This window comes from Catelliglobosispora koreensis DSM 44566, from assembly GCF_000379685.1.
GTDB classification, from domain to species: Bacteria; Actinomycetota; Actinomycetes; order Mycobacteriales; family Micromonosporaceae; genus Catelliglobosispora; species Catelliglobosispora koreensis.
Genome location: NZ_KB903253.1, coordinates 60762 through 85223, shown reverse-complemented (window position 1 = coordinate 85223; position 24462 = coordinate 60762). Strand labels below are relative to the sequence as shown.

Below are 24462 nucleotides of genomic sequence, written 5' to 3'. Positions count from 1 at the left end.
GTCCACCCCAGACAGCGGCCCCTCACCACAGAATCTCGCGCCGCTTTGTACGGACAGCCGATCCGCTCTAAGGCGGCGGATTTACGGCCGGTCACTTGCAGGCATAATTTTCACGCCGAGTAGCGCGAACCTCGCACCGCTTGCACACGGACAGGTGGACCCCACAAAGGAGGCGTCATAACGGTATGTTGCCGTGTGCACCCCGAGCCGCCGGAGCGTCTGACAGGGCGCCTGCGATCCGTTTGCGGGTTTCGGCGGGCTTGATGATGTCGTCGACGACGCCGATCTCGAGTGCGCGGTTGACGCCGCCGGCTTCGGCGAGCTGTTGCTCGACGAGCTTGGCGCGCAACGTTTCGCGCTCTTCTGGCGGGCAGGCGGCAAGCTTCTTGCGGTGCAGCACGTTGACCGCGGCTGACGCTCCCATGACCGCGATCTCGGCGCTGGGCCAGGCGAAAACCGCTGTGGCGCCAAGGGAACGCGAGTTCATGGCGATGTAGGCGCCGCCGTAGGCCTTGCGGGTCACCAGGGTTACCCGCGGGACGACCGCTTCGGCGAACGCGTGCAGGAGTTTCGCGCCGCGGCGCACCACTCCTTCCCACTCCTGGCCGAGACCGGGCAGGTAGCCCGGCACGTCCACGAGCACGATCAGCGGGACGCCGAGGGAGTCGCACATGCGCACGAAACGAGCCGCCTTCTCCGCGCTGGAGGCATCCAGGCATCCGCCTAGGCGCAGCGGGTTGTTGGCGATGACGCCGACGGTCCGGCCAGCGAACCGGCCGAGCGTGGTGACGATGTTGGGCGACCACTTGGCGTGCAGTTCCACGCCGGGCTCGTCCAAAAGCGCCTTGACGACGGGCTTGACGTCGTAGGCACGTGTGGCTTCTGGCGGCATGGAGGCCGACAGGTCCCGGTCGTCGGCGACGTCGGCTGGACTGATCCGGCCTTGGGCGCCAAGGAGTTTGGCGACCTTGCGCGCCTCTTCCAGCGCGGAAGATTCGTCCTTCGTGGTGATATGAGCTACGCCGGACCGCCGCCCGTGCGGCTCGGGGCCGCCCAGGCGTTCCATGTCGACCTGTTCGCCGGTGACACTGCGGACCACCTCGGGACCGGTGACGAAGATGCGTCCCGCTCCGCTCATAATGACGATGTCGGTCAGTGCTGGGCCGTAAGCGCCGCCACCGGCGGCCGGCCCGAGCACGACCGAGATCTGCGGCACGCGGCCGGAGGCCCGGACCATCGCCGCGAAGACCTGGCCCACACCATCAAGCGCGACAACGCCTTCGGCTAGCCGGGCACCACCGGAGTGCCACACCCCGACCACCGGGACGCGCTCACGCACAGCCGCGTCAATAGCGTCCACGATGTGCTGGCAACCCTCGACGCCCATGGCACCGCCCATTTTCGTGGCGTCGGTGGCATAGGCGATCGCTGGCGTCCCGTCGATGAGACCGCGGGCGGTCAGCACACCGGAGTCGTCCTTGCCGGTGAGCGTCTTGACGGTGCCCTTGTCGAACAGCGTCCTTAGCCGCACCAGCGGGTCGCGAAAGTCCACAGTGGACTCGTCAAGCGGGGTGGAGGTTATCGTCATGACATTCTCCAAGCGCTGATGCGGCGAAGCCGCGTTGTTTCTCGCGGCTTCGCCGCGCACGCTTTGGCACTGTGCTGACTGCTTCGCACGGGCTACGCCCGCGCGAAGATCAGCGCGACGTTGTGGCCGCCAAAACCGAACGAGTTGTTGAGGGCCGCTGGAATCTGCATGGGACGGGCTTTGTGTGCCGCCACATCCAGGGTCAGCGCGTCGTCGGGGTCATCGAGGTTGATCGTCGGAGGGACAACACTGTCGCGGATCGCCAGGATCGTGGCGATCGACTCAAGCGCGCCCGCCGCACCGAGCAGGTGACCGGTCATCGACTTTGTCGCCGTCAGCACCGGGTGTGCACCCAGAACCCCTTGCACCGCACCAACTTCGGCCATGTCTCCGACCGGCGTCGAGGTCGCGTGCGCGTTGACATGCGTGACATCGGTGGCAGCGAGGCCGGAATCGCGCAGGGCCACGCGCATCGCCCGCGCGCCACCTTCGCCTTCCGGATGCGGCTGCACGATGTCGTACCCATCAGAGGTCATGCCCGCCCCGGCAAGCCGGGCGTAGACGCGGGCCCCGCGGGCAGCGGCGTGGTCGGCGCGTTCAAGGATGACGATTCCGGCACCCTCACCGAGCACGAAGCCGTCACGGCCCTTGTCCCATGGGCGGGAAGCCTTTTCGGGATCGTCGTTGCGCGTCGACATGGCGCGCATCGAGGCGAACCCGGCGATCGGCAGCGGATGGATCACTGCTTCCACGCCGCCGGCGATGACCACGTCGGCCCGGCCGGAACGGATCATGTCCAGGCCCCAGGCGATCGCCTCAGCACCGGTCGCGCAGGCGCTTGTCGGCGCGTGCACCCCGGCCTTGGCTTTGTACTCAAGCCCCACGTAGGCCGCAGGCCCGTTGGGCATGAGCATCGGAACCGTGTGCGGGCTGACCCGCCGCGGCCCGGAAGCTTCAAGAATGTCGTCCTGGGCAAGCAGGGTCTGTGCCCCGCCGATGCCAGAACCAACCACGACACCGAGTCTTTCCCCATCAAGACTGTCGCGGTCTAGGCCGGAGTCCTTCCAGGCCTCGGCTGCCGCGATGAGGCCCAGGGCCTCAGACCGGTCGAGCCGGCGCAACAGGATCCGGTCGAGCACCTCGCTCGGCTCTACCACCAGCTGAGCGGCGATGCGAACCGGCAACTGTTCGGCCCACTCCTGGGTCAGCTTGCTGACCCCGGAGCGTCCGGCCAGCATCGCGTCCCAAGTGGACGCGACATCCCCGCCGAGCGGGGTAGTGGCGCCCAGGCCGGTGACAACTACCTCTGGCTTAGTCACATTAATCTCGCAGTTCTCAGGCTTGCTTGAGTACGAAGTCGGCTGCGTCACCCACGGTGCGCAGGTTCTGCACCTCGTCGTCCGGGATCTTCACACCGAAGCGCTCCTCGGCCGCCACGACGACCTCGACCATGGAGAGCGAGTCGACGTCGAGGTCGTCGGTGAAGGACTTTTCCTCGCTTACGTCGTCAGGGTTCACGCCAGCGACCTCTTCGAGAATCTCGGCCAGGCCGGTGACGATCTCTTCCTTGGTCATTTCTTTCCTTTCGGGTTTGTTTTGCAACTACGGGCAGCGGATGACTTGACCGGCATAGGTCAGGCCCCCGCCAAAACCGACGAGGAGCACGGAGGCACCGGACTTGACCTCGCCACGTTCGATCATTTTGGACAGCGCGAGCGGAATGCTTGCCGCCGAAGTGTTTCCGGACTCCACGATGTCGCGCGCGAGAACGTCGGGATTGACGCCGATCTTGCGCGCCAGTGGCTCGATGATGCGCAGATTGGCCTGGTGCGGAACAAACCCGCCCAGCTCAGCCGGCTCGACACCGGCTTTCTGGCATGCGGCCAAAGCGATAGCTGGTACTGCGGTGGTCGCCCACCGGAACACCTTCTGTCCTTCTTGGACGATGTAAGGCCGCCAGCCCTCGATCGCGATCGCCTCACTGGGATCTGAGCCCCACACGACCGGCCCGATGCCCGGCTCTTCGCCTTCGCTGATCGCCGTCACGACCGCCGCGCCCGCCCCGTCACCGAAGATGACGCAAGTGGACCGGTCGGACCAGTCGGTTATCTCGGAAAGCTTCTCCACACCGATCACTAGCGCGTTCTTGGACGCACCAGCCTTGATGGCGTGGTCGGCGTTGGCCAGCGCATAGGAAAAGCCGGAGCAAGCGGTGTTGAGGTCGAAAGCGGCCGGGGCACCGATGCCAAGCTTGGCCGCTACACGGCACGCCGTGTTGGGGCTGCGGTCAGAGTTGGAGCAGGTGGCCACGACGATCAGGTCAATGTCGGTGGCGGAAAGCCCCGACGCGGCCAGTGCCTTCTCAGCCGCCAGGGCGGCCATGTCAGCGACGGATTCGCCGTCGGCGATCCGCCGCTCTTTGATCCCGACGCGGGACTGGATCCACTCGTCGTTGGTGTCGACCATCTGAGCGAGGTCGTCGTTGGTCAGGATGCGTGATGGCTGATAGTGGCCGAACGACAGGATCTTGCTGCCGCTAACACTGCTGCTCATGTCGCCGTCTCCCTTAGGTCGCCGACGCCATGAGGCACTAGCCAACCTGTGATTCCGATTCGCTCGTGCAAGCACTCGCTCATGAAAGCTCTCCGATGCGCGCGAGTGGCTGCCCGGAGCTAACCGGGTCATCGCGGTGCGCCAGCCACTCGACAAGAAAACCGGTCTGGTGCGCGGTGATATCGACCGCGCCCTGCCGGGTGTTGATCTGCCCGATGAGCTGCCCAGCTTTGATGGGTGAACCCTCTTCGAGGCCGTCAGCGGGAACGAAGGTGCCGGCGGTAGCGGTCACCACGACCCCGAAGTGAAGGGATGGCTCGTTGGTGTGAGCCGCCCGGTGCCGCGCGATCAGGTCGCGTGCGGCCGGGAGGTCATCTGGGGTGTTCAGGGTGACGATCTCGGGCAGGCCTGGCCCGCGCAGTTCGCGCTTGATCAGGCCAGCGAGGGTGCCCGCTGGGGGCAGCTCGATGACGGCGGTGACGCCGAGGTCGGCGAGGCCGCGCATGCACAGGTCCCAGCGGACCGGTGCGGTGACTTGGCGGACCAGGCGAGCGAGCATCTCGTCGCCGTCGGTCACGGCGACGCCATCGGCGTTGGACAGCAGCAGACGGGCCGGGTGAGTGGGCGTGATGCCACCCGCGATGGCGCCGAGGGCCTGCTCAGCGGGCGCCATGTAAGGCGTGTGGAACGCCCCGGCGACCTGAAGCTTGATGACTTTGGACTTGGACGGCGGTTCCGCGGCGAACTTGTCCAGGGAGTCGCGGGCGCCAGCGGCGACGATCTGCCCAGCACCATTGCGGTTGGCTGCGTAAAGGCCGTGTTTCTCAAGCGCGGCAAGGATTTCCGGCTCTTCGCCGCCAATGATCGCGGCCATGCCGGTGGGTTCGAGCGCGCAAGCGGCGGCCATTTCGCGGCCACGCACGCCGGCGAGCGTGATGGCCGACTCGGGTGTCAGCACTCCCGCCAGCGCGGCAGCCCCCAGCTCGCCGACGCTGTGCCCGGCGGCGACGGAAACGTCGGCGATCGGCAGGTAGTCAGCGGCGAGGAGAGCAGCGGCGATGAGGAGTGGCTGAGTCTTGGCCGTGTCCTTGATTTCGTCGGCGTCAGCGACGGTGCCAAGGTGGATGAGGTCGACGCCTGCCAGGGCGGACCACCAGCGAAGTTTGGACTCAGCGCCCTCCAAAGAGAGCCATGGGGTGAGGAAGCCGGGCTTCTGGGCACCCTGGCCAGGGGAGAGAACTGCTAGCACCACTTAACCCTGCTGGATCACGGCCTTCCACGCCTCTGTCATGCCTCACTAATTCCTCCTACAACTGTTGTAGGAGGTCTACAAACCAGGCTCCAGGCGCCCGAGGACAAGGGCAATGCGCAGGGCAAAGGCGTCGCGGGGCAGGAGCGGGGCGAAGCCTGTGACTTCAGCCACCCGGCGCAATCTATAGCGCACCGTGTTTGGGTGAACGAACAGCGCTCTAGCGGTCGCTTCCAGGGCGCCACCGTTGGCGAGGAAGGCGTCGAGGGTCTCCAGTAGCTCGCCGGAGGCCTTGACCAACGCACCGTAGGCGGCATGCCGCAAGATCCGTCGCGCTTCTCCATCGCCGGATAGCGCCCGCTCGGGCAGGAGATCGTCAGCGTGGACGGGACGGGGAGCGGCAGGCCATGCGCCCGCCGCACGGAACCCGGCCATCGCGGACCGGGCTGAGTCAGTGGCCGCCTCGAGCGTGGGCACGGACGGGCCAATGACTACAGGGCCCTCGCCAAAGGCACTCAAGAGCGTGCTCGCGGCCTTGTGCGTGTCGTCGGCACCGCCGATCACGACCACGAGCCGATCCCCGTGCACGCCGCCCAGCACTTCGAACTTTCCGCGCCGGGCCGCCCGCGCCACGCCGTGCAGCACGGCTCCGGCTTCGCCGCCGGGCGACCGTCCAACCACGACAGTGACGGGTGGAGCGTCCGTCCAGCCGAGCGCGGCGGCGCGGCTGGCCAGGACATCGGCGGAATCCCCGCGCAGCAACGCGTCCACGAGGAGGGCTTGGAGCCGGGCGTCCCAGGCGCCGCGGGACTCAGCCGCGCGCGCGTAAACCCGGGCCGCGGCGAAGGCCACCTCCCGCGAGTAGCGCAGGACCGCCTCGCGCAACATGGCTTCCTCGCCCTTGGCGGCCAGTGTCGGCACCTGCTCCTCGACGACTTCGATCGTGACCTGAATGAGCGCCACGGTCTGCTGCAGGCTGATGCTGCGGGCCAGGGCCCGGGGAGCGGCGTCGAAGACCTCGTCAGAAACCGCCTGTGGCCCACCGTTTAGGCCGCCGCCTTGGCGCAGCCACTCCACGAGGGACTGAACGCCGGCCTGGGCCACGAGCATGACCCAAGCCCGCTGATCGGCCGGCAGATCCCGGAACCAGACGAGCGATTCGTCCATTCTGGAAACGCTCGCGGTGGCCAAAGCACCCGCCGACCGCTCGATTTGGCGCAGCGTCGCCGCTAAGGGCTCACCCGCCGCGCCGCCTCTGGTCATGGGGACAGCCTAGGGGGCCGGCCTGTCATCGATGGTTGGATACGCCGCGGTTGGGGGCAGCGGACCTGGAACGACCACGCCTTCTTGGGTAACGGCGGCGGGCGGGGTCCGGCGCCTGCGGGAGATGACGACGGCCACCACGATCAGCACCGCCACGAGAACCACGCACAGCACGCTGCCCACGATGGTGGCGAGCTGCCACGAGATCAGGGCTGGCTCTTCGGCCACGGCACGCAGCTCGTAGTTCTTGGTCATGCGCAGGTTCCACGTCGCGGTGTTGCCGTCGACCTTGGCGTCAGCGTCGTGCTCAATCACCTTGCCAGGGAAGGTAACCGTGAACTTCATCTCGACGTTGGCCAGCATGGCGGCCATCTGAGCGCCTTCGGCGCCAAGCTCATCGCTTGCCGCCTTGGCCTTCATCGTGAAGACATAGCGGCCGTTCTCGTGCACGAGGCGGGGCGCATCGGCTTCCTTGTCGCTGGACTTGTTGAACTCGGCCAGCGCCAGGTTTTCGAACAGGATGCGCTGCCCGTAGAACTTTCCGTCGTCGTAGACCTCGACCCGGCTGCCCGTGGGCAGGCTGTCGTTTCCGCTCGACATCTGCTCGAACGCCTTCTCCGGGGACTGGCCCGAAGCGGTGAGGAGCACTTTCTCCATGGCGAAGATCATGGATCCGTTAATCGTGTCCGACTTGGAGACGGTCAGATCCATCTCGATCTTCATGCAGCCGGTCAGGGTGACCGCGGCAAACAACAGCGCGGCAAGCGCTCGGAGGGGTCGCATGGCAGAAAGTATGGACTATCGCCCCTGCTTACGCAGCACGAAGGCCAGCACGAAGATGCCCATCGCGACGATGATGATCAGTGCGCTGTTGAGGCCGGTGAACTTGGTCCAGTCGCCGAGCACCTGGGCCAGATCAGGGGAGTCGGAAGTGGTTGGGGCGACGTCGGCGCCACCGCCACGGCCGGCGTTGATGCCCGGGTCGCCGGGCACGCCCGTCAGCGGAACGCCCACGTTGATGAGTGTCGTTGGCATGCTGAGGCGGCCGTAGAACCAGCCGGCGCCCACTTTGCGGCCGTCGGGCTGGGTGTCGGGACGAAACGCGCGCGGGCCACCAGCCGCCTGCGGGTAGAGGTCATAGGTGTCGGTGGCTTTGCCGTCGGTCAGAATCACCAGCGTGTACTTAGGCCCGAGCCGGTCGGGTGCCGGGGAACTCGTGACGCTGCGCTGCCCGGCCAGCCAGGAAACCTCGCTGAAGACAACGTTGAAGCGAGCTTTGTCTTTGTCGGAGGCGAGCTGGATCGCGGTGTCGATGCCCTCACCCGTGATTTCGATGACCTTGATGGGATCGGCCATCGTGCCCGCTGAGGCCGTGGCTAAGGGCAGCGTCATTGCTGCTCCGACTAGCGTGACGCCCAACAAGAGCAGCCTGCGAACCATCGCTCGCCCCGATTCTTATGTCCCCGTGATTTGCTACCTAGACGCCTGGCTTGACCGGAAAGTTGCATGGAGAACTGTCGGGTTTCGGCACTTTATAGATCTTGTTTTTTCCCCGGGAACTTTCCGCCCAGGTACCGTCGACCAATGCTCATGAAGCGCATCGCCCTGGGAATCGCCGCCCTTGCCGTCGCCGTGTTCGGCGTGCAGGCACCAGCTTTCGCCCACAACTCGCTCGTGGAGCGGCTGCCGGAAAAGGACGCGGCGCTGACCCAGGCGCCCGCTGAGGTCAAGCAGCGCTGGCTGGCGTCGCTCAAGCCCACCGCCAAGATGACCGTCACCGGCCCCGACGGCGCGAGCGCGATCGGCGAGCTGAAGATCGACGGCAAGTTCATGAGCGCGCCGTTCACCGGGAAGACCAGCGGCAAATACACCGTCGCCTATGAGGTGCCTTCGGATGACGGCCACCCGATCACAGGCAGCTACGGCTTCACGCTGACCTTGCCGGAACCGGAACCGGTCAAGCTCACGCAATCGCCGACCCCGGCCGCGTCGAGCCCAGCGGCTGCTGCCACCCCGGAAACCAAGAGCGAGAACACTCCCTGGCTCCCGTGGATCGGCGGCGCGGCCGTTGCCGGGCTCGTCGTCGGCGGGCTGATCTCCTTCTTACGAAACCGACGCCAGCGCGTTTAGGCGCTGCAAGGTTTTCTCACGGCCGAGCACCTCAAGGGACTCGAACAGCGGAAGCCCGACCGCTTTGCCGGTCACGGCGACACGCACCGGGGCCTGAGCCTTGCCGAGCTTGAGTTCGTGGGCCTCACCGACCGCGATCAGGGTGTCCTTTAACGACTGAGCGTCCCAGGACTCCAGCTTCGAGAACGCCTCGATCACTGAAGGCAGGATGTGAGCGTCCTTGCCTGCCTTGGCCCACGCCGCGTCGTCGAGCCGCGGCCGGTCGAGGAACAGGAAATCCACATTGGGCACGATCTCCGACAGCACGGCGATGCGCGTCTGTGCCAGTTCGGCGACCTGCTCGAACAAGGCTGGGTCATAGGCGTGCGGTGCCCACGGGGGAGCGGCGATGCCGTATTCGGCGCCTTCCTCCTTGAACGGTCCGGTCAGCCAAGGCTGGCACGCGTCGATGAACTGCGGGACGGTCAGCGCACGGATGTATTCGCCGTTGAAGGCACGCAGTTTCTTCTCGTCGAAGAACGCCGGCGACGGGTTCACGTCTTCGAGGCGGAACTCGGCCTCGATGACCGACCACGGCACGATCTCCCGGTCGCCTGATGGCGCCCAGCCCAGCAGCATCAAGTAGTTGCGCATCGCGTCGGCGAGGTAGCCCTCGTCGCGATACATCTCCAGGGCCACCTTGTCGCGGCGCTTGGACAGCTTCTGCCGCTTCTCGTTCACCACGACGGGAACATGTGCCCAGATGGGCGGCGTCTTGCCCAGCGCCTCCCACAGCAGCTGCTGCTTGGGCGTGTTCGGCAGGTGCTCCTCGGCGCGGATCACGTGGGTGATGCCCTGCGTGATGTCGTCAGCCACGTTGGCCAGCATGAATACGGGCGAACCGTCGCCACGCGCGATGACGAAGTCGTCGAGGTTCTTGTTCTCGAACGACGGTTCGCCGCGGATGAGGTCCTTGACCACGGTCACACCCTCATCGGGCGTACGGAAGCGAATCGCGCCACTGGTCAGCCCACGGTCCCGGCAGAAGCCGTCGTAGCCGCCGTATTTGTTGTCGGTGCGCTCATTGATCTCGTCGCGGGTGCAGGTGCAGTAGTACGCCTTGCCCCCGTCAATGAGCTGCTGGATCGCCTTTTGCTGCTCGGCCAGGTAGGACGACTGGAACAGCGGGCCCTCGTAGGAGCCGCGTTCGATGCCGATCCACTCCATCGCGGTCAGGATGCCTTCGGTCCACTCGGGACGGTTGCGCGCGGTGTCAGTGTCCTCGATGCGCAGGATGAAGACACCACCGTGCTGCTTGGCGAAGATCCAGTTTTGCAGGGCTGACCGGGCACCACCGACGTGGAACATCCCGGTCGGGGAGGGGGCGAAGCGCACACGTACTGTCACGCCCCTCAGGGTAGTCGGCTAACCTGTCGCGCATGCGAAAGGCCTTGATCGTTCGTGGTGGCGCGGATTTCCACTTCCCGGTCGAAACGACGGATAGCTTTCTGCCGTTCCTCGCCGACGCGGGTTTTGAGGTGGAAATTGCCGATTCACTGGCGGTTTACGAAGATCAAGAGCGCTTACTGAGTACCCACCTCATCTTGCAATGCTGGACCAAAGGCGACCTGACGCCGGCTCAGCAAGCCGGCCTGGAAGCGGCGGTCAAAGCGGGTGTGGGGTTCGCCGGCTGGCACGGCGGCATCGTGGCGGCGTTCACCGACCGCAACTACCAGTGGATGACCGGCGGCTGGTTCGTGTGCCACCCCGGAAACTTCGTGCCACACCAGCTCACCGTGATCAAAGATCATCCGGTCACGGAGGGCATCACGACCGTCGATTTGAACACCGAGCGGTACTGGGTGCTGACCGACCCGCTCAACGACGTGCTCGCGACGATCACTTTCACCGCCGAGGAGCCGTGGAACGAGCCGGTGACCCATCCAGCGGTGTGGACGCGGCAGTGGGGCAAGGGCCGCATCTATGTGAACACGGTGGGACATCACCTGCCCGATCTCGATATCCCCGAGATCCGCACGATGATCGAGCGCGGCATCCTGTGGGCGGCTAGCGCTGCCACACTTCCGCATCAGCGATAAACGCCTTCACGGTGCCCTCAACCCGCGTGCCGTCGATCGTGACGGAACCGGTTTCGCACGGCATGAACACCGTGGACAACTCGTGTAGGTGACCGCCGAGGTCGAAGGCGTCTGTCGTGAACAGACGCCGGTCCTGTGGCGGTCCTATCTCGACGGTTACCCCACCGCCCGACGCCTTCATGCCGTGGGTGAGATCGAGCTCCAGGCTGACTGGCGTCTCGACGATCGCGGGCGTTGGCCAGGGCAGGCCCGCGACCTCGGGGAAGTGGCGGGTGAACTCACTCGCAAGCCAGTCTCCTAGGACGCTGTTAGAGGTGATGACCTTCGTCATCCCCTTATGCCACAACACAATGGCGAGCCCAGCACCTTGCTCCGACCAGTCCGCGCGCCAGACGCTCGCGAACGCCATGCGCTCGTCGCCGTTGAGAATCGTGATCCCGGGATTCGCCCCGATGAACCGGATAGCCATGCCGCTTTATAGCAAGTGTGCGTATGGCCATGAGAGCATGCGTCCCATGAAATCGAGGACGGTCATCACGATCGTGCTTTGCGCCGGCATGGCGGCCGTGGGATTCCTATGGGGACTGACGAGCACCTCATATGAGCCCACTGCTTCGCCGCCGGGCGCGTGCTCGCTGGTGCGTCCCGAGCTGATGGACCGCATCGCGCCGGGACACGGTGGAGCGGCGGTCGTGGGCACTGTCGCCACGGCCGAGGCGGTCCGGGCAACCGCCTGCCAATGGCAGAGCGAACAGGTCTGGGCCTGGGTCGCGGTCGGGACACGAGGACGGGCCGAGGGGCGAGGGCCGGGCTGTGGCGGCGTGCTGCTTACCCGTCCCATCAACCGGCTCAATACTGAAGTACCGCTGGGTGAGAAAGCGAGCTACTACCTGGTGGCTTCGGCCGGGAAGCGAACTGTCCGGCTCGAGGCCTGTTTGGGGATCCACACCGTCTCCGTGGGGCTGGACTATCCAGAAGCGGCTGACGAGAAAGTCCTCGTCGCCAACGCGATCGCCTTGGGACAGGAGGTCTTGTCGCGACTATGAAACCGGTTGTTGCCGCGACAGCGGCGGTTTTGGTGAGCGGGTTGCTGGCCTTCGCCATTGGCAGGCTCGTGGCGGAACCGTTCTGGCAGTGGCGAATGCAGACCATCCAGGACAGTGTCGTGCCGCCGCCGCGGCCCGAGCTGCCTTCGCCTATCGGGCTACCCGGCTAGGAAAGAGAAGCGGACTTGCCGCGTGGGGTTGTCCCCGTTGGGGTCGACGAGGCAGATCGATTGCCAGGTGCCGAGCAGGATCTGTCCATTGAGGACAGGCAGCGTCGCATAAGGCGCGACGAAGGCTGGCATGACGTGATCGCGCCCGTGGCCACGGCTGCCGTGACGGTGCACCCACTTGCCTTCTTGCGCGGGCAGCACATCGTCGAGAGCGGTCAGCAGATCGTCGTCGCTTCCGGCGCCGGTTTCGATGATGGCGATACCAGCGGTCGCGTGCGGGACGAAGACGTGCAGGAGACCATCGCCTTTGTCCTTGGCGAAGGCGGCGGCTTCGCGCGTCAGGTCGGTCACGCTCGGCTGGGACCCGGTTCGCACGGTCACCACGATGCTGTCCATACCGGTACCTTAAATGGGTGGAATTTCAGGAGGTTGTTCGCCGTCGCCGTTCCGTCCGCAGCTACGACTTGGACCGTCCCATCCCACCCGAGGTGGTGGACCGGATTCTCCGCAATATCGTGAAGGTTCCGTCAGCCGGATTCTCTCAGGGCTGGGGCTTTCTCGTCCTCGACAACGCCGCCGATATCGCGCGTTACCAAACCACTGTGCACACCGCTGAGCCGCAAGAGGCGAAGAATTGGTTCTCCGCCAACGCGAAAGCGCCCTTCATGATTATCCCGTGCTCCAATAAGGACGCTTATCTCGACCGCTATGCCCAGCCGGACAAGGGTTTCACGGACCGTTCCGATGACTGGTGGCCCGCGCCCTACTGGGATATCGACACGGGCATGGCGACGCTGATGGCGTTGCTGACGGCGGTGGATGCCGGGCTAGGTGCCTGCCTGTCGGGCATGCCCAAGGGCGCGATCCCGGCGGTGCGGGCCGAGTTTGGCATTCCGGCTCAGTTCACCCCCATCGGAGTAGTGACCATGGGGTACTCCGATGAGCCGCCCCGCGATCACCGAAGCCGCCGCAAACCGGCCAGCCAGGTCATCCACCGTGGACAGTGGAATAGCTAAGACTCGATATCCGGCAGGAATGTGTTGCTCTTGGCGAACCAGGCCACGCCAAAAGCTAGCACCGCGATCGATTCACCCCAGAACATCGGGCGCACCGAGCTCACGATGTCGGCTGGCAGCAGTTTGCTGCCGAACGCCGCTGTAGCCAGGCCGAGCACAATGAGAATGCCGCAGATGTAGTAAGTGATGTTGCGTGCCTTCTTGCGTGCCGTCATGGCCTGCGGGTGGATCGAGCGCGGGAAAATGAAGAAGCAGAAAATGGCCAATACCAGGAACAGGATGATCGCCGCGACTCCGTGCACGACTCCTTTGGGTGTGTCGGCTGTGGACACGAGGAGCTGGTCGTCGTGCGCTGTGGTGGGAAACAGCGCCACAACGATCGCGGCGAAACCAGCGATGGTGCCGAGGATGTCGTCTGGGCGGGCATAGCGGTAGCAGATGAGGAAAACGCCGATGGCGCAAAGGCTGCCGACGAAGACATCTCGCATGCCGGTGTAGTAGGCGCCGCTAATGGAGCTGAGCAGAACCGCCTGCTTTACCTGCACGGCATTGCCGATGGTCACCGCGAACGGGAGTGCCATGCCTACGATTCCGACGCCCTGCCGGAGGCGGCGGACCGTTGTTGAGTCCTGCGATGTGTGGGCCATAACTCTAGGTACGCCATTGATCGCTATATGTCAATGGTCACCATGAATGCGCGATTTCCCTGGCGTACCGCTGCTCAAACTTGCTGAGTTCCATGTCGATGGTGGCCGCTTCCGACTCCGTCAGCACGATGACCGGCTCGGCGTAGGGAAGCGTCGTCGCCATGCGATAGCGGTAGCCCGCGGGCGGATGAGTGCTAAAGAGCGAGGCGTCGTCACGCATCGACAACTGGAAGAGCCGGATCCGCGTCTCGGACCGCCGGATCCGGGTTTCCTCGATGCCCTTGCGCCACCCGGCGAAGCCTTCACCATTGCGGGAGCGCGCGCCGACGACGGTTGTCAGTTGTTCCACATTGGTGAGCAGGTCGACGAACATCATCGCGCGCGAGCCGGCGAGCCTAAGCGCGATGGCGTCGGCGAAGTATTCCGCGCGCTGGGTCGCGCGGGCAGCGACCGCGGTGATGGCAATGTGTAGCAGCACAAAGAGGTAGAAGGCGGTCCACAGAAACGGCTTCATGATGGCCATTCCCAGCATCGCGAAGAACGATCCGCCACCGAATCCCTCGCCTTCGCCGTCAGCGTGCACGATCCGTTCCGGACGGACGAGGTCGGCGAGCTGAGCGAAGATCGTGCAGGCAGGCTGAGTCAGCAGTCCACGCCGGACGTCTCGGTTGACGAAATGCCCGAGTTCGTGTCCTAGCAACGCCACCCGTTCTTGCGGCTGAAGACAGATCCATAACGGAACGCCTATGACGAGCACTCTGCGCCGTCGCAACCCGACCACGGAGGCTGACGCGTTCCATTCGTCGCTGAGGAAGACGTGATGTGGCATGGGCGCGCCCATCTCGTGGACGGCCCGTTCGATAAGGGCGAACATCGCCGGCGTATCCGTCGCGGTGATCTCGTCGAAATTCTCACGGAACGGTTTCATCGTGCCGAGCCGCGGGCGTAAGACAATCGCCAGGCCGACGAGAATCGCCCCCAGCACTTGCAGCACGATGTGACCGGTAACGACGAGGTAGATCCCGGCTGCGAGCGTGGCTAGCAGAGCGCACATGACATAGATCGAGATGCCGAAGAGCAGCACGAAAGCCGCGTTGACGTCAGGCTTGCTGGCGGTGTGGCCAGCCAGCTCGCCAAACAACTTCCGGTTCGCCGAAAACGCCATGCGGGCGGCCCAGACGTTGATGTGCCTGGCGATGAAGCCGTCCTCGGGCTCAGGCTCCATGAGGCCAAGGTTGAATTCGCAGCGTTCACACCAGGGCGGCGCGTTGTTGACCGTCACGAGGGCGATGTGGCAGTGGGGGCAGGGAGGCACCGGAGGATGTTAAAGGCCGGGCCTGCGAAAGCGCAGGCCCGGCCCCAGAAGTTGGTGCGAACGGTTAGCTGTCGCCGCCGGTTTCGCCGGCTGGTGCGGCTGAGATGTCGTCAATGGCGTATTTGCGTGCGGCGTCTGCTGGCGCGGTAGCCGGGACTTCACCCTTGCGGGCGAGCTGGCTGAGCACGGCCACCACGATGGACTCCGCGTCCACGTTGAAGTGGCGCCGCAGTGCCGACCGGGTGTCGGACATGCCGAAGCCGTCTGTTCCCAGTGAGACGTAGTCACCTGGTACCCACCGGGAAATGAGGTCTGGCACGGCCCGCATCCAGTCCGAAACCGCGACCACCGGTCCTTCGGTCGTCTGCAACGTGGAAGTCACGTAGGGCACGCGAGCCGGCTTGTCCGGGTTGAGCAGGTTGAACCGCTCGGTGTCGACGGCGTCGCGGCGCAGCTCGGTCCAGCTGGTGGCCGACCAGACGTCGGCCGACACACCCCAGTCCTGGGCGAGCAGCTCCTGGGCTTTGAGGGCCCACTGCATGCTGATGCCGGCGGCGAGGATCTGTGCCTTCGGTCCGTCCACTGTGGACCCCTGGTAGCGGTAAAGACCCTTGAGTAGACCGGGAACATCGACGCCTGACGGCTCAACGGGCTGGAAGATCGGCTCGTTGTAGATGGTCAGGTAGTAGAAGATATCCTCAGGCTGCTCGCCATACATGCGGCGCAGACCGTCTTGCATGATGTGCGCGATCTCGAAGCCGAACGCCGGGTCGTAGGCGACCGCGGCCGGGTTGGTCGCCGCGATGAGCAGCGAGTGCCCGTCTTCGTGCTGAAGGCCTTCACCGTTGAGCGTCGTGCGCCCGGCGGTCGCGCCGAGCAGGAAGCCGCGCACCATCTGGTCGGCCGCCGCCCACAGGCCGTCGGCGGTGCGCTGCCAGCCGAACATCGAGTAGAAGATGTAGACCGGGATCATCGGCTCGCCGTGTGTGGCGTAGGCGCTGCCGACGGCGGTGAACGAGGCGACCGACCCGGCCTCGTTGATGCCCTCGTGCAGGATCTGCCCGGCGGTGGATTCCTTGTAGGACAAGAACAATTCCCGGTCGACCGGCGTATAGGTCTGGCCGTGCGGAGAGTAGATCTTCGCGGTCGGGAACAGCGAGTCCATGCCGAACGTGCGCGCCTCGTCCGGGATGATCGGCACCCAGCGGGCCCCGATGTTCTTGTCTTTCATCAGGTCTTTGATAAGCCGCACGATGGCCATCGTGGTGGCGACCTTCTGCTTGCCGGAGCCCTTCTTCAGGTCCGCGTAGGACTTGTCCTCCGGCAGGACCAGCTTGGTGCCGGTCGTCTTGCGCGTGGGAATCGAGCCACCAAGGGCGGCACGCCGCTCCAGCAGGTAGGCCGTCTCGTCGCTCTTGGCGCCCGGGTGGAAGTAAGGCGGCTGATAGGGATCGGCTTCCAGGGCGGAGTCCGGGATGTCGAGGAACAGCCGGTCACGGAACGCCTTGAGGTCGTCAAGGGTCAGCTTCTTCATCTGGTGCGTGGCGTTACGGCCTTCGAAGTGTGACCCGAGTGTCCAGCCCTTGATGGTCTTGGCCAGGATGACGGTCGGCTGGCCGGTGTGCTCGGTCGCGGCCTTGTAGGCGGCGTAGACCTTGCGGTAGTCGTGGCCGCCGCGCTTGAGGCCCCAGATCTCGTCGTCGCTCATGTGCTCGACCATCTTGCGGGTGCGCGCGTCGCGCCCGAAGAAGTGCTCGCGAACGTAGGCGCCAGACTCGGCCTTGTAGGTCTGGTAGTCACCGTCAGGCGTGCTGTTCATCAGGTTGACCAGAGCGCCGTCGGTGTCGGCGGCGAGCAGCGGGTCCCACTCGCGGCCCCAGACGACCTTGATGACGTTCCAGCCGGCACCGCGGAAGAAGGCTTCCAGTTCCTGGATTACCTTGCCGTTGCCGCGAACCGGGCCGTCAAGGCGCTGCAGGTTGCAGTTGATGACGAAGGTCAGGTTGTCGAGCTCTTCGCGGGCCGCCAGGCCAATAGCGCCAAGGGTTTCCGGCTCGTCCATCTCGCCGTCGCCGAGGAAGGCCCATACTCGCTGGTCGCTGGTGTCCTTGACGCCGCGGTGCGCCAGGTAGCGGTTGAAGCGCGCTTGGTAGATGGCATTCAAGCCGCCGAGGCCCATCGAGACCGTGGGGAACTCCCAGAAGTCCGGCATCAGCCTGGGATGGGGGTACGACGGGAGCCCGCCACCCGGGTGCGACAGTTCCTGGCGGAAGCCGTCGAGCTGGTTCTCCGACAGGCGGCCCTCGAGGTAGGCACGTGCGTACATGCCGGGCGAGGCGTGGCCCTGGTAGAAGATGTGGTCTCCGCCACCGGGGTGGTTCTTGCCCCGGAAGAAGTGGTTGAAGCCGACTTCGTAAAGCGAAGCGCTCGAAGCGTAAGTCGAGATGTGGCCGCCGACGCCGATGCCGGGGCGCTGTGCACGGTGGACCAGCATGGCCGCGTTCCACCTGATGTAGGCGCGCAGGCGGCGTTCCACGTGCTCATCACCGGGGAACCACGGTTCGCGGTCGCTCGGGATGGTGTTGATGTAGTCAGTGGTGGTCAGCGGCGGGACGCCGACCTGGCGCTCGCGTGCGCGCTCAAGAAGGCGCAGCATGATGTAACGTGCGCGCTTCGCGCCGCGCTCATCGATCACTCCGTCTAGCGACTGGATCCACTCCAGCGTCTCCTCGGGGTCGATATCCGGGAGCTGGCTCGGCAGGCCGTCGCTAATCACCGGGCGCTTGCGTTCGGTGGCCACAGGCGTTCCCTCGTTGTCAGTTAGTTGATTGGTCCCAACCCGCTAATCCTGCCCCTTGGATGGGCGGTTCGTCACGCGTACCGCCACTTGATGCGATCCGCGACACGTGTACTGACCAGTAACTTTTTGTGGCTAGGAGGTGCGTGAATAGATGAACGGCACTATATTTGGCTTACATGCGCCCACTCGCCGGCTTGCTGATCCTCCTTTATGGACTGCTCCTCGCGCTGAACACTGGCCTGCCCACGGTGGGGAAACTGGCTGGTGACCAGGTGCAGGTCACGGTCCGGGTGGGGGACTGCGCGGCGCCACTGGGCAAACCTCCCTACGGCGGTCTCTATGGCGCTTGTGGCGCGTCGTGGGCCGGTTCCGAAGATGGCATGCTGTTCGGCGACAAGGTCAATTACGTCAGCGCGTCAGACGCCTACAAATACCCCCTGCTGAGTGACTACGCCGTGCTGTCGCCCAGCAATACCGATCAAGTCGCCGCCATCACCTCGCTTCTCATCATCACGCTGGGCATCCTGCTGCTCGTGACCGAGCGCAAGGCGCGAAGCGAGCCTGAGCCAGTTAGCGTGGACCCATGAGCGAGGCTGTGGAAGGTGCGATTACAGCGGTAACCGTCTATCCCGATCGGGCCCGGGTCACCCGGCGTGGCCAGGTCAAGCTGGCCGCGGGCGAGCAGAAGGTGGTGTTCGGTCCGCTGCCTTTGGGGCTGTTGCGCGATTCGGTGCGGATCTCTGGTGAGGGTCCGGCCACGGTTCTCGGCGTGGATGTGATCACCCGCCGCCTGGCCCGTCCCGCGAGCGCGAACCGCGCTGAACTGGAAGCCCGGCTGCGTGAGATCGAAGACTTGATCAGTGACATCGACATCGCCAACGAGGTCGCCGAGACGCGGGAGAAGCACCTCAACCGTGCCGCGGTGCGCTCCAGTGAGCTGCCCGAGGGGTTTGACAGCCAGCTAGCCGAGGTCAAGACCGGCGTGGCCAGGCGCAACCGTCAGCGCGCGGATCTGGCCGACGAGGTCAGTGCCGTCAAACGGCAGATCGATGACCTCAACTATCAGAATCAGCCTGATGACCTGCTCGCTGAGGTGACACTGGAGGCGCATGAGGACAGCGAAGTCGCGTTTGAACTGTCCTATGTGACCACGGGCGCCAGCTGGCACTCGACCTATGATCTGCGGCTGGCCGGTGAGCAGCTGACGCTCAACTGGTACGGGATGGTCAGCCAGTTCACGGGCGAGGACTGGCCGGAGTGCGACCTCAAACTGTCGACCGCTCGCCCATCTGGTTCGGTCGAAGTGCCGGAGCTGGACCCGTGGTTCATCGACCGGTTCCGCCCGATGCCGCCACCGCCCCCGCTTCAGCCCATGGCTTACGGTGCCGCGATGGAGGTGGCCGATGGCGCACCGCAAGCCCCGGGCGCCACCATGATGCGAGCCGCTCCCGCTCCCAAGCCGAAGCTGCGGGAGGCCGTCGCGGTCGCTGAGCAAGGCCCCGCTGCCGCGACCTATACGCCGTCCAGGCCGGTCGCGGTGCGTTCAGACGGCACCACGCACCGGACCGTGGTCGCCAAGCTCACTTTGGAAGCCCAGCTGGATCACATCACCGCACCGGTGCGCAGTGAGGAAGCGACGCTGCGGGCGACTGTCCGCAACAGCACCGCGCACACCCTGCCGCCCGCGATGGCTTCGCTGTTTCACGAGGGCGATTTCGTCGGGTCGACGCAAGTGGAAGCCTGGGCACCCGACGAAGAACGTGAGCTGGCCCTGGGTGTCGATGACCGGGTGCGCGTCGAGCGCGAGCTGGTGAAGCGGTCGGCGAGCAAGGCCACGCTCGGGTCAGCACGGCGCATTGACGCCGAATACCTCATCACGGTCACCAACCACAGCCCGCGCCCGATCCGCCTGACCGTGCTCGACCAGCTGCCCGTTTCGCGCGATGGCCAGATCACGGTCAAGGAGACGATCGCCGAACCCGCCCCGGTGGAACGGTCCGAGCTCGGGGTGGCGACGTGGAAGACCCCACTCGATCCCGGTGCCAAGACCAAAATCAAGTGGGGGTACCGGGTAGAGAGCGCCAAAGGCGTCGAACTAGCCGGATGGCGCGATTAGTCAGACGGCCACATCGCGGCGGTTGAAACGCCACGTGCCCAAGGCGATGAAGACGGCACTCAGGCCGGCGAAGATCAGCAAACTCGTGCCTGAGATGCCGTTCTTCAGCGGCTCGTTGCCCAGATACCACTCGAACGGGCTGAACCGCTCTATCCACTTGAGACCGTCCACTTGCGGCAGGAACGAGTCGGACAGATAGGCCAGCACCGCTACAGCCGCTCCGGCACCGATCGCGAGACCCTTACGTCCCGTCCACGCGCCAACGGCATAGGCCAGCGAGGCGAAGAACAGCCCGAAGAACGCGAGCTGCACACAGACCGCGAGGATCCGTCCAGGGGACACCGAAGTGAACTCAGACGGACCGCGCAAAGCCGTGACCACGAGCCACATCAAGCCGGTGATGAGCGTCAGCGCGGTCGCGATCGCGAGCAGGCGCTGCAATGCCAGCTTCACACGTGTCACCGGATGGGCGAGCACGAGATCGAGCGTGCCTGCTTCCTCGTCGGACGCGATGGCTTTCGTCCCGGCGGCGATGGCGAACACGGCCAGCAGGATCGGCACGAGCAACCCGAACACACTGGTGCCCAAGTAGTTTTCCGGTTTGGACATGTCCTGCAGGTTCAAGGCTTCCTTGAGCGACTGCGGATAACTGTCCATCGCCTTTGTCAGCTCAGGGTTTTGCCCGAGCGTAGGCCAGAAGCTGGCATACATCGCGGCCACCGCCGTCAAGGCCACCGACCAGCCGAGGTAGCCACGGCGGTTGTCCCGCAACGACTTGAGAAACACGCTCACTTTTCCTCCCCGGTTTGGTAGTAGCTGAAGAACAGCTCCTCAAGCTCTGGCTCCTCGCTGAGGATGTCCACGACGTGATGCGGGGCGATCGCCTTGATCAGGGCGTCGGCATCGCCCGTCAGCTGGGCGCGCCAAACGTTGCCGTCCCAGTGCTCATCGCGTACCCCCGCGATGTTAGGAAGGTCCACGGCGGCCTGGAACCGGACCTCGACCTTGCGGAAAGCCTTGGCCCGCAAGTCATTGATGTGTTCCACCGCGATGAGTTCGCCGGCCCGGATGATGCCGACCCGATCGCACGTCTGCTGCACCTCGCTCATCACGTGCGAGGACATGAAGACGGTCTGCCCGTTGGCACTGGCTTCCCGCACGAGCCGCACGAACTGCTGTTGCAGGAACGGGTCGAGCCCACTGGTCGGCTCGTCGAGGATCAGCAGCTTGGGGCGGTGCATGAACGCTTGCACCACACCGACTTTCTGCTTGTTGCCCTTGGAGAGGCTGCCGATTTTCTTGGACAGGTCCAAGTCGAGCAGCGCGGCCAGCTCGTCGATGCGGGCCTGCGGCACACCGCCGCGCAGGCGGCCAAGGTAGCGCAGCAACTCGTGCCCGCTCTGGCGTCCATTCACGACGAAGTCACCGGCCAGGTAGCCAATGTGCTGGCGCATGGCGGCATTGCCATGTGGGCTTTGGCCAAGCACGCTCACCGTTCCCGACGTGGGGCGCAGCAGGTCGAGCAGAATGCGGATCGTCGTGGATTTGCCAGCGCCGTTGGGGCCGAGAAACCCGAAGACCTCGCCTTCATTGACGCTGAGATTCAGGCCTTTGAGCGCCTCGGTGCCGCGCCCATAACGTTTGCGGAGGTTCTCTGTCTGGATGACCACGGTCAATCCTTCTTCAGCCTCGTCTGGATGAATTCTTCGATGAGTTCGGGGACTCTTTCGCCGACGAAGGCGTAGAAATCCCGGGTGATGCGAAGCCGTTGCGCGCGGGCGGCATCCTCGTCGCCGATCAGGTCGATGCCTTGCTGCATCAGCCGTTCCATGAGCAGGTATTTGGCGCGAGGATCCGTGCTGCGCACCATGGCGTCGGGCAGGATCTCGTAGGCGTGACCCCGGCCGGGGGTGGGCACGCGGCGCACGAAACCAATGCGTTCGAGCATGCGCATGCCCGTGCTCACGGAACCTTTGGACAAACCGAGAGCGTCGCCTAGCTGCACGCTGGTCTGGGCGGGCGGGTCGCAGATCAGCAGCCAGCCGAGCAACTTGCCGACCGCGGGACTGAGGCCCATCTGGGCGAGCATCGTCCCGACTTCTTCGGCGTACTCCCGCTCGTTCACGCATGCTCCTAAACGTTTAGAACTTTCTGAACGATAACACACAGCTAGGATTTCGAGCGTGACTGAGCCCGTTGAAGATCGTCTTCGGCAAGCCCTGGCGACCTGGACCCGTGGTGCCGAGCCGGTGGCCCTCGAACCGCCTTTGACGCAGGCACTCGCGTTGCAGCTGTTCGACGCGCAGCTCACGAGCCGGCACCTCGACTTGGCCGCCCGGCGCCTTCGTGCCTCAGACGCCGGCTACTACACCATCGGCTCGGCCGGTCACGAAGGAAACGCCGCTGTCGCGCTGGCGTTGCGCCCCACGGACCCCGCCCTGCTGCACTACCGCTCCGGGGCGTTTTACTGCCTGCGGGCCTCGCAGCTAGCCGAGTCCAAAGTGGACCCCGTGCGTGACGTGCTGCGCGGGGTCGTGGCGTCGGTTAACGACCCGATCTCCGGGGGACGGCACAAAGTCTTTGGCCACCCTGAGTTACACATCATTCCCACGACTTCCACCATCGCCTCACACCTGCCGCGCGCGGTCGGTCTCGCCTTCTCCATCGAGCGCGCCCGTCACCGCAACGTCCCTCAGGTCGGCAAGGTCTCGTGGCCACGTGACGCCATCGCGGTCTGCTCCTTCGGCGACGCCTCCGTCAACCACGCCTCGGCCACGGCCGCCTTCAACACGGCCGGCTGGGCTGACTTCACCGGGTTGCGGATTCCGCTGCTTTTCGTCTGCGAGGACAACGGTCTCGGCATCAGCGTGCGTACCCCGCCGGGCTGGGTCGGGGCGACGCTGAAGGGACGGCCGGGGCTGCGCTACTTCTACGCCGACGGATGCTCGGTGGCCGAAGCGTTCTCGGTGGCACGCTCCGCCGTGGCGTGGGTGCGCCGTCATCGCCGTCCAGCCGTGCTGCACCTGCGTACCGTCCGGCTCATGGGGCACGCGGGAGCCGACGCGGAACAGGGCTACCGCACCGCGGCCGAGATCGAACACGACCTGGCCCTCGACCCATTGCTGGGCACGGCCCGGCTGCTCGTGGAATCCGGGGCGGCCACACCAATGCAGCTGCTCAGCCGATACGACGAGATCGGCTGGAACGTCTTGCAAGCCGCGACCCAGGTGCGTGACGAACCCCGCCTGGCCTCGGCCGCCGAAGTCGTGGCGCCCCTGGCACCACGCCGGCCGGTGCGGGTCATCAACGCCATCACCCAGTCGGGCGAACGGCTCGCCGGAGCCCTTGCGGCGCAACGAGAAAAGGCGTTCGGCGGGCGCTTGCCCGAGCGGGCCGGCGGGCTCACCCTCGCGCAAACCATCAACGCCGCTTTGACCGACATCATGGCCGCTTTGCCGCAAACGCTGGTGTTCGGCGAAGATGTCGCCCGCAAGGGTGGCGTTTACGGTGTCACCAAAGGACTTCGGGACCGGTTCGGCCCTGCCCGTGTCTTCGACACGCTCCTGGACGAGACCTCGATCCTGGGCCTGGGCATCGGGGCCGGTCTCGGCGGGCTGCTGTCCATTCCGGAGATTCAGTATTTGGCTTATCTGCACAACGCTGAAGACCAGTTGCGTGGGGAAGCGGCCTCCATGCGGTTCTTCTCCAATGGGCAATATCGCAACCCCATGGTGGTACGCGTCGCTGGTTTGGCTTATCAGCAAGGATTCGGCGGGCACTTCCACAACGACAACTCCGTGGCCGTGCTGCGAGACATCCCTGGGCTCGTGCTCGCGGTGCCTTCCCGTGCCGATGACGCCGCCGAGATGCTGCGCACGTGTGTCGCCGCCGCGGAACAAGACGGCACGGTCAGCGTCTTCCTTGAGCCCATTGCGCTTTACCACACGCGCGACCTGCACCAGCCGGGCGACAACGGCTGGCTCGCGCCCTACCGCGCGCCACAGCACTGGGGACTCGCCCACGTTCCGGTGGGGCGCGCGCGGACGTACCCGTTCGGCTCGGGCGATGAGCTGACCATCATTACCTTCGGCAACGGCGTGCGGATGTCCCTGCGCGTGGCCGCGAAACTCGCCGAAGCCGGGCACGGTTGCCGTGTCGTCGACCTGCGCTGGCTATCCCCGCTGCCGATCGCCGACCTGATCAGGGAAGCCTCGGCGACAGGCAGAGTGCTTGTCGTGGACGAGACCCGGCGCACCGGAGGCGTCGCCGAAGGCGTGCTGGCCACCCTGGTCGACGCCGGTTACGTGGGCCTCGTCAGGCGGGTCGCGGCCGTTGACACTTTCCTGCCATTGGGGCCCGCCACCGCACACGTGCTGGTCGGCGAAGCGGACATTGAGCGCGCCGCCGGGGCACTCCTCGCGTCGTAAAGATTTGTGGCCGGCCGACGCGGTGAGCCACTTGCGCTTAGCGTCTTTAGTGTGTGGACTACGC

General features: G+C 65.3%; 25 protein-coding genes. 8 read left to right on the top strand and 17 right to left on the bottom strand.

Going from position 1 to position 24462, the window contains the following annotated elements; all coding sequences use genetic code 11:
- Positions 1-175 precede the first annotated feature (175 nt).
- The 8 genes from A3E1_RS0114190 to A3E1_RS40215 form a co-directional block, all read right to left on the bottom strand.
- Entirely contained in the window at positions 176-1588 is a 1413-nt protein-coding gene (locus tag A3E1_RS0114190; protein WP_026208426.1) for an acyl-CoA carboxylase subunit beta, read from the bottom strand.
- Between the two features lie 92 nt (positions 1589-1680).
- Positions 1681-2907, bottom strand: coding sequence for a beta-ketoacyl-ACP synthase II (gene fabF, locus A3E1_RS0114185; protein WP_020521440.1), 1227 nt, complete (start codon positions 2905-2907; stop codon positions 1681-1683).
- A 16-nt stretch (positions 2908-2923) separates the two neighbouring features.
- On the bottom strand, positions 2924-3163 hold the full coding sequence (locus A3E1_RS0114180) for an acyl carrier protein (RefSeq protein WP_020521439.1): 240 nt from the start codon (positions 3161-3163) through the stop codon (positions 2924-2926).
- Positions 3164-3190: 27 nt separating this feature from the next.
- Complete coding sequence (locus tag A3E1_RS0114175; RefSeq protein ID WP_020521438.1) at positions 3191-4141, bottom strand: beta-ketoacyl-ACP synthase III; 951 nt, start codon at positions 4139-4141, stop codon at positions 3191-3193.
- Between the two features lie 79 nt (positions 4142-4220).
- Positions 4221-5390 (bottom strand): acyltransferase domain-containing protein, encoded by a 1170-nt coding sequence (locus A3E1_RS0114170; RefSeq protein ID WP_026208425.1) that lies wholly within the window; start codon positions 5388-5390, stop codon positions 4221-4223.
- 78 nt (positions 5391-5468) lie between these two features.
- Entirely contained in the window at positions 5469-6653 is a 1185-nt protein-coding gene (locus A3E1_RS0114165; RefSeq protein ID WP_020521436.1) for a PucR family transcriptional regulator, read from the bottom strand.
- Between the two features lie 9 nt (positions 6654-6662).
- Complete coding sequence (locus A3E1_RS0114160; RefSeq protein WP_020521435.1) at positions 6663-7436, bottom strand: LppM family (lipo)protein; 774 nt, start codon at positions 7434-7436, stop codon at positions 6663-6665.
- A 15-nt stretch (positions 7437-7451) separates the two neighbouring features.
- Positions 7452-8045: a hypothetical protein gene (locus tag A3E1_RS40215; RefSeq protein ID WP_051105026.1), complete on the bottom strand. Its 594-nt coding sequence runs from the start codon at positions 8043-8045 to the stop codon at positions 7452-7454.
- 192 nt (positions 8046-8237) lie between these two features.
- On the opposite strand from A3E1_RS40215, the gene A3E1_RS44660 reads away from it, so the two are divergent.
- Positions 8238-8783, top strand: a complete 546-nt coding sequence (locus tag A3E1_RS44660; protein WP_020521433.1) for a copper resistance CopC family protein — start codon at positions 8238-8240, stop codon at positions 8781-8783.
- Here A3E1_RS44660 and gltX read toward each other — a convergent pair.
- The gene (gltX, locus tag A3E1_RS0114145; RefSeq protein WP_083929497.1) at positions 8757-10169 is read right to left on the bottom strand and encodes a glutamate--tRNA ligase; all 1413 of its coding nucleotides are present in this window, start codon (positions 10167-10169) and stop codon (positions 8757-8759) included. The two genes, A3E1_RS44660 and gltX, sit on opposite strands and share 27 nt — an antisense overlap.
- A gap of 32 nt (positions 10170-10201) precedes the next feature.
- Here gltX and A3E1_RS0114140 point away from each other — a divergent pair, with 32 nt between their 5' ends.
- Positions 10202-10861, top strand: coding sequence for a ThuA domain-containing protein (locus tag A3E1_RS0114140; protein ID WP_020521431.1), 660 nt, complete (start codon positions 10202-10204; stop codon positions 10859-10861).
- Here the strand turns inward: A3E1_RS0114140 and A3E1_RS0114135 are convergent.
- A complete protein-coding gene (locus tag A3E1_RS0114135; protein WP_020521430.1) occupies positions 10830-11330 on the bottom strand; it encodes a hypothetical protein in 501 nt (166 codons plus the stop codon). The two genes, A3E1_RS0114140 and A3E1_RS0114135, sit on opposite strands and share 32 nt — an antisense overlap.
- A 46-nt stretch (positions 11331-11376) precedes the next feature.
- On the opposite strand from A3E1_RS0114135, the gene A3E1_RS0114130 reads away from it, so the two are divergent.
- Both A3E1_RS0114130 and A3E1_RS47085 read left to right on the top strand, forming a co-directional pair.
- Positions 11377-11907: a hypothetical protein gene (locus A3E1_RS0114130; RefSeq protein WP_020521429.1), complete on the top strand. Its 531-nt coding sequence runs from the start codon at positions 11377-11379 to the stop codon at positions 11905-11907.
- Positions 11904-12077 carry a hypothetical protein gene (locus A3E1_RS47085; protein WP_020521428.1) on the top strand — a complete coding sequence of 58 codons (174 nt, stop codon included), beginning with the start codon at positions 11904-11906 and terminating at the stop codon, positions 12075-12077. The genes A3E1_RS0114130 and A3E1_RS47085 overlap by 4 nt, the downstream gene beginning before the upstream one ends.
- On the opposite strand, the gene A3E1_RS0114120 is transcribed toward A3E1_RS47085, so the two are convergent.
- Positions 12066-12473: a YjbQ family protein gene (locus A3E1_RS0114120; RefSeq protein ID WP_020521427.1), complete on the bottom strand. Its 408-nt coding sequence runs from the start codon at positions 12471-12473 to the stop codon at positions 12066-12068. The genes A3E1_RS47085 and A3E1_RS0114120 overlap by 12 nt on opposite strands.
- 17 nt (positions 12474-12490) lie before the next feature.
- Here A3E1_RS0114120 and A3E1_RS0114115 point away from each other — a divergent pair, with 17 nt between their 5' ends.
- Entirely contained in the window at positions 12491-13093 is a 603-nt protein-coding gene (locus tag A3E1_RS0114115; protein WP_020521426.1) for a nitroreductase family protein, read from the top strand.
- Here A3E1_RS0114115 and A3E1_RS0114110 read toward each other — a convergent pair.
- From A3E1_RS0114110 to aceE, 3 genes are all read right to left on the bottom strand, one after another.
- Positions 13090-13674, bottom strand: a complete 585-nt coding sequence (locus A3E1_RS0114110) for a hypothetical protein (RefSeq protein ID WP_051105025.1) — start codon at positions 13672-13674, stop codon at positions 13090-13092. The two genes, A3E1_RS0114115 and A3E1_RS0114110, sit on opposite strands and share 4 nt — an antisense overlap.
- Before the next feature lie 103 nt (positions 13675-13777).
- Positions 13778-15055, bottom strand: coding sequence for a M48 family metalloprotease (locus A3E1_RS40205; RefSeq protein ID WP_157631507.1), 1278 nt, complete (start codon positions 15053-15055; stop codon positions 13778-13780).
- A gap of 64 nt (positions 15056-15119) precedes the next feature.
- Entirely contained in the window at positions 15120-17855 is a 2736-nt protein-coding gene (gene aceE / locus A3E1_RS0114100; RefSeq protein WP_020521423.1) for a pyruvate dehydrogenase (acetyl-transferring), homodimeric type, read from the bottom strand.
- Positions 17856-18031: 176 nt separating this feature from the next.
- Between aceE and A3E1_RS0114095 the strand changes: the two genes are divergently transcribed.
- Positions 18032-18442, top strand: coding sequence for a hypothetical protein (locus A3E1_RS0114095; protein WP_020521422.1), 411 nt, complete (start codon positions 18032-18034; stop codon positions 18440-18442).
- Positions 18439-19971 (top strand): DUF4139 domain-containing protein, encoded by a 1533-nt coding sequence (locus A3E1_RS0114090; RefSeq protein WP_020521421.1) that lies wholly within the window; start codon positions 18439-18441, stop codon positions 19969-19971. The genes A3E1_RS0114095 and A3E1_RS0114090 overlap by 4 nt, the downstream gene beginning before the upstream one ends.
- Here A3E1_RS0114090 and A3E1_RS0114085 read toward each other — a convergent pair whose 3' ends face one another.
- From A3E1_RS0114085 to A3E1_RS48385, 3 genes are read right to left on the bottom strand one after another with little or no spacing between them, the layout of a single operon-like run.
- Complete coding sequence (locus A3E1_RS0114085) at positions 19972-20763, bottom strand: ABC transporter permease subunit (protein ID WP_020521420.1); 792 nt, start codon at positions 20761-20763, stop codon at positions 19972-19974.
- Positions 20760-21641, bottom strand: coding sequence for an ABC transporter ATP-binding protein (locus A3E1_RS0114080; RefSeq protein ID WP_020521419.1), 882 nt, complete (start codon positions 21639-21641; stop codon positions 20760-20762). The genes A3E1_RS0114085 and A3E1_RS0114080 overlap by 4 nt, the downstream gene beginning before the upstream one ends.
- Before the next feature lie 2 nt (positions 21642-21643).
- The gene (locus A3E1_RS48385; protein WP_051105029.1) at positions 21644-22060 is read right to left on the bottom strand and encodes a GbsR/MarR family transcriptional regulator; all 417 of its coding nucleotides are present in this window, start codon (positions 22058-22060) and stop codon (positions 21644-21646) included.
- A 94-nt stretch (positions 22061-22154) separates the two neighbouring features.
- On the opposite strand from A3E1_RS48385, the gene A3E1_RS0114070 reads away from it, so the two are divergent.
- Positions 22155-24398 (top strand): transketolase C-terminal domain-containing protein, encoded by a 2244-nt coding sequence (locus A3E1_RS0114070; RefSeq protein WP_020521417.1) that lies wholly within the window; start codon positions 22155-22157, stop codon positions 24396-24398.
- Positions 24399-24462: the final 64 nt, after the last annotated feature.